Annotated in this window: 7 protein-coding genes; all 7 read right to left on the reverse strand. The window is 47.5% G+C overall.

Annotation, left to right across the window (positions count from 1 at the left end):
• Window positions 1–3: 3 nt before the first annotated feature.
• The gene (locus tag ACTUJY_RS14490) at window positions 4–2,019 is read right to left on the reverse strand and encodes a gp53-like domain-containing protein (protein ID WP_463616825.1); all 2,016 of its coding nucleotides are present in this window, start codon (window positions 2,017–2,019) and stop codon (window positions 4–6) included.
• Window positions 2,019–3,755, reverse strand: coding sequence for a hypothetical protein (locus ACTUJY_RS14495; RefSeq protein ID WP_463616826.1), 1,737 nt, complete (start codon window positions 3,753–3,755; stop codon window positions 2,019–2,021). The genes ACTUJY_RS14490 and ACTUJY_RS14495 overlap by 1 nt, the downstream gene beginning before the upstream one ends.
• Complete coding sequence (locus ACTUJY_RS14500) at window positions 3,752–4,129, reverse strand: D-Ala-D-Ala carboxypeptidase family metallohydrolase (protein WP_463616827.1); 378 nt, start codon at window positions 4,127–4,129, stop codon at window positions 3,752–3,754. Before ACTUJY_RS14500 ends, ACTUJY_RS14495 begins: the two co-directional genes overlap by 4 nt.
• Before the next feature lie 176 nt (window positions 4,130–4,305).
• On the reverse strand, window positions 4,306–4,983 hold the full coding sequence (locus ACTUJY_RS14505; protein ID WP_463616828.1) for a hypothetical protein: 678 nt from the start codon (window positions 4,981–4,983) through the stop codon (window positions 4,306–4,308).
• A 78-nt stretch (window positions 4,984–5,061) separates the two neighbouring features.
• Entirely contained in the window at window positions 5,062–5,355 is a 294-nt protein-coding gene (locus ACTUJY_RS14510) for a hypothetical protein (protein WP_463616829.1), read from the reverse strand.
• 116 nt (window positions 5,356–5,471) lie between these two features.
• A complete protein-coding gene (locus ACTUJY_RS14515; protein WP_463616830.1) occupies window positions 5,472–10,829 on the reverse strand; it encodes a thermonuclease family protein in 5,358 nt (1,785 codons plus the stop codon).
• A gap of 7 nt (window positions 10,830–10,836) precedes the next feature.
• Window positions 10,837–12,594, reverse strand: a complete 1,758-nt coding sequence (locus ACTUJY_RS14520; protein WP_463616831.1) for a hypothetical protein — start codon at window positions 12,592–12,594, stop codon at window positions 10,837–10,839.
• Between the last annotated feature and the right edge of the window lie 2 nt (window positions 12,595–12,596).

Here is a 12,596-nt window from a genome sequence, read left to right on the forward strand (position 1 = left end):
TCCTTAATACCCAATCGCAAACCAACGTGAACTCCAAGCCGAACCGTGACCGTTGTGCAGAGTGACACTATTCTTGGACCAGGATACGGCTTTCCCTGCATCGTACTGAAAATTTATTTTTTGATTTTGCCATGCGCCAAAGCATTCGTTCGGAAAGGCTATCGGAAACGTCTCGGTGCGCGTTTGTCCTGCGGTTAAATGTCTTTCACCCCACTGAAAAATAAACCCGGTATCGTTATCCCGAAAATAACCCGGTGTCGCACTTAACAAAATATTATTGTCGTTGTCACTCGTCTGCTCTTCCACCGACAAAGAACAGGTGCCACCGCCACTGCCCCAGTCGCCGGCAACATGGGTGATGGCAATCCAATACTCGTAATTTTTCCCAGCGTTTCCAGCAGCCGGACTAAACGAAAGCTCGTAATTGATGTTGCTGGTGTGCATTGTAAGTTCTCGCGACTCACCTTCTTCACCACCCGTTTCATTGGTTGCAGTTCCGGTTGCCGTTTGAGTGGTTAGCGTTTGCGTGACGTTGTCTTCAATGTTGCGACGATAAATCGTGTAAGTGACTTGTGGCCTTGCAACAGTGTAATCGGCTCGCTCACCAAAACTCACACCGCCTTGAAAACTTACTGAGACAATAACAGGCAAACCACCGGATGGAATTTTCGCATCCACCGTTGTGCCGAATTCTCGCGCGGCATAAAGCGTTCGCACTTGAACCGGTGAAGTGGATACGGAACGTGAGCCACCGGTTACTGGCGGTGTGTTAACCGGACGCAAAACAATGCGGTCACGATAACTCGGTTCTAAATCTTTCCACTGCACCTGGCCCGGTTGACCAAGGGTTAAATCACCTTGCACAAAAGTATGGCCGAGTGTCGCACGCGCTGCGTTCGGATCATTCACATCCTGCACGTTTGTGATGGTATGCGCTTCAATGGTTTTCACGCGCATTTTATCAGCGTAAACAATGCCGTTGGTAATACTGAAAGGTAACACCGATTCACCGCCATCGTTTCGAAAACCGATTTGATCAGCCTTAAACAAAATCGAAGTGCCTGTGTCGGTGGCTTCCAATCCAATGCCTGCAACGTTCCCGTTGCTTTCCACACGCAAGGTGTAAGCAGCAAGATGACGAGTAGCAATCGAATGCGCTTCGACGGCACTGATATCGCCGGTCAGTTCATCAACATAGGCCGTTAAACTGGTGTTGGTTGCGTAGTCGGCATTGACCAGTTCAGTATGCAGCACATAACTTTGTAATGTCGTGTTTAAATCCGTTTGCTGCACGTATGCGGTGAGAGACACATGGGTTGCGTAATCCGCTTCCGTTAGTTGTGTTTGTGTGACGTAACTGCCTTCAACATTCGTAAGGCGATCAAGCAGTCCCGAGCCCGATGCATCAATCAAATCAATGCGACTGTTGAGTACGTTGTCGATGTGTTGTGTGCCAATCCACCCTTGCGTGAGATCGAGTGACGCCGCAGTTTTGATCGCAAGCCCTGGCGACAGATCACTTTTCACACCTTTCGCGTTAATGTGTTTAAGCCAGTAATAGTAATGCGTGTCAGAGGTCACCGAGCTATCGTTAAAACTTCCGGTTACTGCGCGATAAGCAAAGTTTTCATCGAAACCAGGAACCGTTTCACCATCCCAGGTGGTGCGATAGATTTGCGTGTACCAATAGCCTTCAAAACTTGGCGGATCCCAAGTGATGGTTACCGCAGAATCCGAAGCAGCAATGACAATGCCAGTTGGCACTACCGGTGGATCAACGGGCGCTTCATTATCCAAACCGTCAGATAACACTCCACCACGACCGGTGATGGCTTTGTTCACGTACTTATAAAAATCTTTGCCTTCCAAATCCCGAAAGGTCACTGCTTTATCGAGCTGCGCCCCTCGTCCTTGTCCGGCGGTGACTTGTACCTGCTCACGTAACGCTTCGAGCATTCGGCGCAGTTCCGGCGGCGTTTTTGCGGGAACCGGTGGAATGGCGTGTAGGCGTCCTGCCATTAATCAAACTCTCCAGGATCTTGACCGATTTGGATCGAACGAATTTCCGGACGCTCTAAACCACCGTTAGATGAAACCGAACACCACCAATGGCGCGCACGATTTTGAAACGGTAAATAAAAGAAACGATCATCGAATACGGTTTTGGTAAACATATCTTCGGTGCCATCGAGCTTGCGACAATTGAACGACACATTCACCGGATAAGTATTGGCACGTACCTTCGCAGCCGACAAACAAATCGGATCATTAAATTGATACACTTTCGAGCGCCAGGTAAGCGACATAAAGTCAGTGTCGTGCGAATCGAATTGAAACACACGGTCGGAGCCGTTCACCATAAACGCGAGGTTATTGGTCGCTTCCAATTGTGCAACCGCATCGGGATTGAAGTTAACGCGTCTCACGCCATCTTTCGGATCGTTGGGATCATAAACGTATGTAAAACCCACCTGCGGACAATGCATAAACACGCGGCCATCGTAATCGGAAAACATCATCGATGAAGGTCCGAGTGCTCGCCATTCGCTTTCCGTTAAAAAATGTTTGGACACGTTTTCAATGGAAAAGCCTTTGATCATAAAAAGGCCCGTGTCGGTCGCAAAGAACACCGCGTCATTCACTTCCGTGACCGCTCGCTCACTTGCACAAGGCGCAGAATCGGCAAGTTTGGTCGGTGACATATTCGCAGGATGCACACCCGCTAACACGTAAGGATAACCTTCGGTGAGTACCACCACATTGGAACCGGCTGGACTGATAGTCACCAGTTTTTCTTCGAACACTTGATAGTATTTAACTGGCCACGCATGAAAGGTATTGGGCTCTGAAAACGCAACCATTTTATCGTTGTGTCCGGCCATAAAACTCGACGCAACTGAAATAATATTTCTCAAAGGTCCATTGGGATAAAGCGAAGTATCATCGTCTGGTGGCCCCACCCAATCTTCAGTGTTAATGGCTTCGAGTAAATCGCCACTGTATTTGGTATCGCTGTAGGTTTGCGTTCCGTAATCAACTTCATCGACAAACTGATAAATTCCGGTACCGCTTTCTGAAAAGTTCGCGCGGTAAATTCGAATTTTGGCGATGGTGCCGCGATGCGTATCACTGGTGATAAGGTGTGGATGTACAATGCGCATATTAATAAAGCGCACCAGATCCACACGTTCGTATTGATATTCACGAATGGTGACGCTGTCCGATGGCATACTGGCCGGTCCCACTCGTCCCCAAGCATCGACGTAAACAAATACGTAATTAACCAATGACACATCGTAGTCTTCTTCGGCTGGAGGTGGATCCGGTTCCGTCCAATCGGGATTCGGCTGCGCCATAAACAATTCAATGTCGGGTTTAAAAGGTGCAGGCACACCGACACGATGCGTCATCGAAGGCCAGGGGCCGTTACCGGTTTCGGCAATTTGATTGTAAGTCACTTGCGGATAAGCGTTTGGATCGGCAATCAACAGGTATTCGTGTGGATCATTAACCAAGGGCACGCGACTTGCGGTCACCGCACTTGGCCAGGTTAACCAGCGCGTGTTGTAGTGGATCATCGAACGCGTTCGACCTACAGCTCTTGTCACATCAGAAAGTTCCTTCGCCGCCTTCCAGGGTTCCAGAATACCGCGACCAGGCCGAGTGTTTTCCGACGCCGACGAATAGCCGTCGTTGATTTGTTCTTCGTGGTATTTCGGAGCGGTGCCTAAAAAATCACTGATGGTGATCTTCACACGGCGTAACCCCAGGTCGACAAGTCTTTCTGCTTTCGAAAGTCAGCGTGCAAAAATGAATTCGCAAAACCCATTCCGCGAAAACCGTGTTCAATCAACAATTCAATTAAACGACCGCGCTCTCTTCCCCAAGGCACATCAATATCAAACGCAATGCCTTGATGATGTTTGCCGGGTTTGTCTTTAATGATTTCGTCAGGATGACGGGCACAGCGATAAGCAGAATTTAATCGAATGGGTTTACCATAATCGTCGCGTACTTTTTGCAAAGCATCGACGGCACTTTGCTCGCATTGATTGGGAAATAGCCCTTGGCAAATATTACAACGACAGCGCAATTCCTGCGCGGAAAAATCCTTTGAATAAGCTTCCATGTTTTACAAATTCCTTTTGCATTAACATGCTTATTATATCAATTATTTATTGCATTTCACATCTCCCCAGATCAATCTCTTCAATAAATTCAAACCAATTACAGGCGACTTTTTTGAACACGGATTCAGTTTATAGTGAGCACTGTATCTTTAACGAGCAAAATTACAATTCACTTTTAACCGGCTACTTTCTTTACAATCTTATTACTAATATTAATAAGAAAAACTGACTTAAACTTACCCTTTTTTAAATTCAATTTAGCTACAATTGAATCCATAACATGCTCTTTCACTAAAAACTGTTCAAGGGTAATTAAAAGCACCATACCATCATATTTTCCAGTTTTACTTTTTTTACTTAAGAATGCTTTTCTAATAAGACTGATATAATGTCTTTCTATCTCATCACTAGATATAGTGTTCGTCTTTTGCTCTCCAAACTTTCTATCTTCTTTTTTACCTGAGGAAATTACTTTCCCGAAAGCATTAACCATGCCTTTTTCATTCAAGCATTCCATCCGAATACTCTCTTCATGACCATCAACAGCACACGTAATTTCTACTTGCTCTATTATATTTCCACTCTCGTCGAGAATCTCACCGTCGAATGACTGACAACTGTCGTAATAATATTTCATTTTATTAGATTCACCATAATAATGGTGAGCGTATATGGACAGCGGTGCGAATTCATCTAAAAACTCTTGAGCTATACCACTCCTTAATCTCAAGTTTTGAGCCGTATTATCGTTCTTACTAAATCTCTGAAGCAAATCATCGTAAACATTTAATGCTTCTGAACACTTAATTAACTTTGTTAGGTCTTCCGGCTTGACAAGATCGTTGATAGACACTAAAGACTCCTACCATTTCACATACTTTTCGTAAAACAAGATATTCAAAGCCAATATTAAGTTGATTCTATGATTATTCTAATGCACTTCATTAACTTCGATGCACATATCGTTATGCAGAACGACTTCCCGGTCAAGATTGTTTTCCATCGCGGGTATGCACTTCTGCTTTATACCTAGTAACAACTCCTTCGGTCGATTATCCATTAGGCACTCATCCGTGATTTTTAAAATCATTTGCTCTTTCTGATTTGGTCTTATGTAGTAACAATGTAATCTACGTCCCAATTGACGCACTTGTTCTATTTCAAATTCGGGATATATCTCTTTCAATTCCTTATATATCTCCCTAAGTTTTTCTTCATCGGTCATTCTAATCTCCCACATTGCTAATGTCTGATTTAAAGTAGCAGTTGAAAGTGTGAATGTCATATTCAAACCCGACATATTTAGTTACGAGATAAAAATCAACAGAGCTAGTTATTCAATCACTCTTCGAGCAATAAAACATTTTCAACACCTTTACGTGCTTGTGGTAATTGATTAAGCGGCCCTGCCAATCGATACCAAGTTAAATCACCCGCCAAAGTATCATAGGCCAGTTGCGAAGTCGGACCGGCCAGCGCCAATAAAAAATTACCTCCATACCCTGAAATCTCGTGTGCGCTTTGTGCCGCTTGAAACGGACCAAGCCCCCCGGTTGCGGTGGCTGTTCCCACCAACCAATCGGTTAATCCTTTGTCCTGCCAGTCGGGACGACCTAACGGGTACTTGATGAGTTCACGTAACACTTCCGATAAACCCGCTAACGGTAACGCGAGCGCTGCGGTCATTAACATCGGATACACGGCTTCGATTTCTGAACGCCCTTCCCCTTTCCGTTTGTTTCTTTCATTCCACAGTGCTTTGTGGACGTTGTCGTAAAACCCGTAGAAGAATTTCTTCAGCGAAGTAAATATTAAGTAACGCGGGTCATTCGCAATCAACGGTAATTGGTCGGCGGTCGGATTGGTTACCGATTCATGCACAAACTGGTGTAACGCGTTTTGGTATTGTTGACCGGCTTTCGAGGTTAAATCGACGTTTCCTTTTTCAACTTCTTGTAAATGTTGCAATACAGTTTCAGCGTCGATGTCCAATTCAACGAGCAATCGTTTCGAGTTTGCGTCATTGGTTCGTGCGTGATGTTCGAGAAACCGTCTTCCCACCGCAACACCCAAGGTCCGAGTCAAACGCGTCACCGCATCTTGTCCGTTCCACTTAAACACAAACTGCGCGACTTTCTGCGATAAGCGACCGGTAGTCAGTTCACCCAATGAATAGAGTTCCGTTAACGCATGCTCCACCACTTCACCGGTGACGATTTCGTAATCTTGCGCGAGTTGCACCAGTTCCTTTCGCGTTTGTCGCTTGGCCAAGGTCGAGAGGTCGAGTGACAATCCGCTTAAACCTTTTGCTCGTGAATACACTGCCGCCATTTCAGGAAGACTGGCAATACCGGAAAACCACAACACCGTTGCCGTTTGTATCGCCATCGCAATGGAATTAAGTCGTCGATGCATCGGTTTCATATCCGCGCCCAATCGTCCTGTTACACCGGCCATTAACTTTTCAAATTCATCGCGATTGTAGGGATTCACTTCTTTCGCATAACACTCAAAGTCCCCCATTCTTTTCATCCAACCGATGCGATTACTGGCCGCATGAATGAGTCGCACCAAATGACGAGGCGCATCGTTATCGAGGTAACCGCCTTCGCGTAAAGCTTTGAGTGCGGGTTTGAGTTCCTGATTGCCGCGCACAATACGACTGCTCGGCTCAACCGCAAAGTCGGCGTAACCGGCACCCTGTGCAATGCGATCGACAATTTCTTCCGGGTTAGCAACGTTATGTTCTTTCAAAAGGGCAATAAAACCGGCTTTGCGTTTTAACACCGCATCGAAATCCAGATGAATGGGAATCTCATCACGCATCTGAAAATCGTTATCGACCTCTGCCACTTGCTGTTGAATGTGTTCCACAAACGCTTGATAGGCTTTGGCATGTTCGGTTTGTTTGCCCGCCAGCACCTGGTCATAACCGGTTTGAAGCTGCTGACTCGTTGGAAAGTGTTTTTCCATTCGCACCAACAAACGTTCCGTGGTTTTGCGTTTCTCATCCAGATAATGATTCACCGCTTGCGCGAGTTCCGGATGAATGTTGTGAAGCCGCGTACTGGTCATCTGAAAAAAAGCGTTCCAGGCTTTCTTTACCGCACCGCGTTTTCGGATGTGTGTTTTCAGTTGTTGCTCTTTGCGTTTGATAAAGTTTGGTGTTTTACGGTCACGCCAATTCGGCTCTTTAAACTGTGGCGCTTTTAAATGGTCATCAATGGTTGTTCGGTGTTCGCGAATACTGGACTCAAACACATCGCGCCAACCGTTATCCAGTGGCTCTAAATCATCGACACCGGGCCTGCGCTGCATGGCATTGCCCTCACGGTCGAACACGATACCGTCTTTTAACGCGTCGAAACGCTGCTCCGCTAAAATCGAATCGAGTGCGCCGGTGTTTTCCGGAGCCGCTTTATCGGTTTGCGTTTGTCGCGCGTCCACCGCTTTTTGATAACGTCGTAAATCACCCAGGGTAAACACTTGCGCGCCACTTTTCGGCGCAAACACCAAAGTGTTATCCGGCAACGCATTCATATCGATGCGGTAATCACCATCAGTCACCACGCGTGAAAGGCCTGATAAAAACGCCTGCAACAATTGTCCACGTGCACTGGCCTTCGACAAAGTCTCTGCGTCCACATTGAATTCATGAAGACCCAAACGCGTCATGGCATCGCCATCGACCGGAATGCGTTTCCCGGAATCATCAAACACCGATACAGGTTTCACTTGTCGATTAAGACGTTTGTGTCGCCTGTAAAATTGTCCGGCCGTTGTCCCTACCAAAATATCGATTTGCTCTTTCGGTGTTCGTGCTGGCCGGTCTGCAACGGAAGGAATGTCATTGACCAGTCCGAGCACCTGCAAACGCTGTTTCGCCAAATCAAACCGATTGTTTTCAATTTGGTTTTTTAAGTAATTAATATGGTGTTTGGACAGACGATAATTTTGCCGCGATACAGGTTTACCGGCGGTTTTCTCCGGCCGGTCATCTTCACCCTCAAACAGAAGGCGATTGGGATGTCGCGCTTCGGAGTGTGGCAACGTGCCTCCGACTTCTTTTTCTCGCACCGTGTCTTGATTAAGAAAATGCGCGAAGTCTTTCAGCTTATCCCCTATCACTTTAAATGTTTCATGACGCGAGAGCTGTTGAATTAAATCCTGATTGCTTGAAACGCGCCGCGCTTTATCGTTTAACACTTCGTTCGGTGTGCGATAGTCGGTATCAAGTTCGGTAAATCCGTCGAGCGTTTGATGCACATCACCAACACTTTTCTCATCACTAGTTTCCAAATCGTGAGTGGGGAACTCCGCCGCTTGACCGGCTTCAAATTGTTCCTGAATGTGTTTGTCACGTTTGGCCACCATCGGATCGTCATCGGTCACCGTTAAAAACACCTCATCGATGGTCTCTTGCAATAACGCTTCGGTTTGCTTTTGGGCCGCACGACTTTTGTGTTGTTGAACTTCTTGCGCTAATTGCGTAATGGCACGCATGCCTTTTACCGCTTCCCCCACTCCGTCTTTGGCGAGGTTCGCAATAAGCTGCACTTTGTGTTGATAACCTTGTTCGCCTTCGATTGATTGCGCGGTGCGTTTCATAGCGTTCAATCCGCGTTTCACTGTTGACTGACCACTGGCACTTTGCAAACGTTTTCCTTTCAGCGTTAAGACGTCGCGTTTTTCAATACGGGCTGTGCGTTTAGGTTCTTCACCTTCGAGTACCGCTTGTATCATCGCCTGTCGCGCTTTGCCGGCCAGCGTGTGACTTTGATTGTGCTCACGTGAAGACTTTGCTTTTTCTAATCGACGCGCTTCAACGTTTTTCGATGCCAATTCGTTGGCTTCAATACGCGCTTTATCCTTCGATGCTTTCGAATGGTGTTTTTCAAAAAACTCCGCGTACATTTTACGGCCGTCGTATTTCGGCAAGCGGCGCTGAGCCTGTACCATTCCGTATTCGCCTAAAGCCTTTTTTAATGGTTCGCTATTTTTACTCGCGAGTGCTGCTTGCAGACGCTGCGCTTGTTCGATGCGCTTGCCACTGTCACGCGCCTGTTGCACCATGTGTTCGGCTTGTGCGCGAAATTCAGGAAGCGAAGGTTCTATGTTCGCGTTGCGATACACAATCGCGCCAGGATGGTTGATAGGATCCGCAACAAAACGCGCCACTTCATCCCAGGTCACTGCGCCGCTGTCCACTTGTTGTTTTAATGCTTTCGGTGTTAAGGGTTCACCACTCGGTGTGATTAAATTTTCAATCGTTGTGTATTGTTCCAATTTTAATGGTGTGATGTGTTCCGGTTGATATGCTTTTTGTTCAGCGGTTTTTTCTTCAGGCTCAACCACATAACCGTCCGCATCGATGCGCTCACCGTTCGCATCCCTTTCTTTTTTTACCTTGTGTTGTTCTCTCAAGTACTGCGACACATGCTCAAAACTCGCGTGACCACCACGAGCGCCACTACCCGCAATCGCGCCGCCTAATACGCCGCGAATGGTGTCATCCATCAGTTGTAAGGTGTCAGGATTAAACGGCCGGTCTAACGTCTTTGATTCAATCAATCCGTCGACCAGGTTTTGCGCTAACGTGACACCGCCTTCAATCGCACCAGTACTGATACCGGTCTGTCCCATTTTTTTTCCGACGTCTTTAACACGCTCCAATACCGTTTCAATCACCGCATCATCGAGCTTTGCCGCTTTCGCCATATCGCCAAACACTTTGGCAAAAGGTGCGGCGTTTGCTGCCCCTCCGACGACACCGGATAAAAGTGCCGCACCGGTATTTTTTTCCGAACCTTGCGCTTCCAATCGGTTTTCCATCGCGCCTAACGATTCGACCGCACCCGTAACAGCGGGACCGGTAAGTGCGCCGCGTTTCACCGCTTGGGTTAAGGCGTTACCAGCTGACTGTCGCGCGACACTGGCCGAGAGTGAACTGCCACCGGATACGATTGCAGCAACGGCATCGACAATCAAACTTGGCGCGGCTTCCCCCGTCGTTTCGATCACATAATCAAACAGCGAATCAAAATCGTTCATGTGTTTGAACGATTTAACTTTGCGCGAATTCACGGTGGCATCGGCGAGATTGTTCAGCGCCACGTTTTTTCCATAGGCAATTAATGCGTCATCACCGATCACATCGCCCAGCCAATTGATGCTACCGGCGAGAGACGCTTGCAATTCATCGACGCCGCGATCCCAGGAACGCGACAAGGTGCCGCGCTTATCGAAACTTTTCGCATGTTGAACATTAGCCGGATTGGCGCTTGAAAACGGATCCCAGGAATAATCGTTCGCTTGCTCGTAGTTTTGAATAACGGAATGTTGAGAACGTTTTTTTCCTAACACTTCACGCGCAATGCCAGTCGTTGATGCATCGATGGAGTCGCTACTGTTTGGTGCGGCAATACCCGCTTTCACCAACTCCACCATAGCGTCCTTGCCTTGATTGTCGTTTAACCGACTGAGTTGCCGACCATAGGCGTCGGTTTGTTCAGTCGGTGTCACCGTACCGCCGGATTGTAAAATCGCGGCAATCGCCCCCTTGCCCAAATGCGCGCGAGAAGTGTCCGAGGTTTCCGGGGCATCGCCATTTAACAAACGATGATGCACACCGCGTTCATCAATTATCGTATCGCCATCTAAAATGTGCGCGACCTGTTCCCTGGTCAGTTGTGTGTCCATTTTCATTTCACTGTTGGAGTTGATTAAAGGTCGCTTGCGTATTTTCGGGATGACTCAGCATGTGATTAATGAGTCGCACCATTTGTTCCGAATTTAACACTTGTCCACCGAGCGCGTTTTGCAGTTCTTTTACGTGCGCATCCATCACTTGCGTCACCGCCATTTCACTTAAACCGGTATCGGCAGACAAGGCCAACAGTTTTTCAACCGCTGGTTCAAAATGTTCATCACGCGGATGCAAACCGTGTGCTGCGGTTTTGATAAATACCGATAACGATTTCGGTTTGAAATCACCTTTGTAATTCAAATAACGACTGGCCGCTTCAGCAATGCTTTCTCGAAAAACCGGGTCGGCGTAATTTTTCGCATTCAAGTTCAATTCTTTCATCGCCAGCCGTGTGGCCCGTGTCAGCTCCGCGGTTTTCGCTTTCACAAAAGAGGTGTCTGCTTCAGGGTAACGCGAGCGCACCACGCCTTCGTTATCGGCTTCGAATAATTGATCCGCGTGTTCCCAATCTTTTGGTGTCATGCCGGTAGCGTTTTGCTTTTGCAACTGCTCTTCGGCTTTGCGATAACGGGAAAAGGCCAAGGCTTTTGCCAATCCTTTTTGTTCCAAGGTAAAACGGTCAAACCGAATGTCGCCGGTTTCCACAAAGTTCATCAACGCAGAGGGACTCATAACCCCGAGTCGCGCCGCTTCCGCCGCCCAGCGTTTGCGTTTCGATACTGGCCAACTGACAGGTGCAATAGCGTTGTCACCAATGGCTTGAACATCCGTTGAAACTTTAGTCGTTTGCTTGCCAGCTTTGCGTTCCGCTTCGCCAGCCTCAAAAATACGTTGTAAATCTTCCGGTGATTTCACCTTCGATAGTTTCACGCGCCCTTGGTTAAAATACCGATCAATTATTGCTTCCGGCGTGTTTGGTTTTTCTTGTTTCGTTTTACCGCGTTTCGCTCCCAACAGCACATCTTTGGTCGTTTCAATCGGTGTCATTTCCGATAACGACTCGGCCGCAGAACTCACACCGAGCAAGTTGGCTTGAATGATCCGCTCGCGTCCTTCGTTCGACCAATGTTCAAATTGGTTCCAGGCTTTCGACGCCATACCGGTTAACCCTTGTTGCTCGAATGTTTCGCTCCAACTTTTGGCAGCGCGAAATTCGTCTTCGGTGGCCGGTCGCAAACGACCACTTGGATCGGCTTTGATCACACGATGCAGTTCGGTGAGCACTTCGCCTTCGCTCGCTTGCGGATTGTTTTGTTTTAACATTTGCAGCGAGTTGGACAGAAAAGGGATCATGCGTTCGCGATCTTCAGCAGCCACATACAGCTGTGACGATTGATTGTTTTTCGGATCAACCGTGTAAGGTTTTAATGTGCCTTCCTTGTCTTGCACGCCAATGCCTAAGTTGCCGTGTTCGTCGGCACGAAACACCAGGTTTTCACCGGTACCGGAATTGCCACGCCTTTGATTCGATGCGTGCAGTGTGCCATTCATTGGGATCACTTTCGTTTCACCCGGTGATAAATTCATGCCATCAAAGAGCGCCCCCAAATGTTCACGCGCTTTGTGTGTTCGCTCCATTTCCTGTTGTTGATTTAAGTGCTTTTCTTGTGCACGTTGTTCAGAGAGCCAGGCGCGTTCATTCGCTTCATCGCGATACCGATCCGACAATCGGTCGCGCGCTTGTCGGTATTCGCGTTCTTCCTGTCGTTCAACCGAACGGTGATAACGATCCACCATGCGTGAAACAATCGAGTTCATCC

This window comes from Pleionea sp. WD8-19 (genome assembly GCF_055326765.1).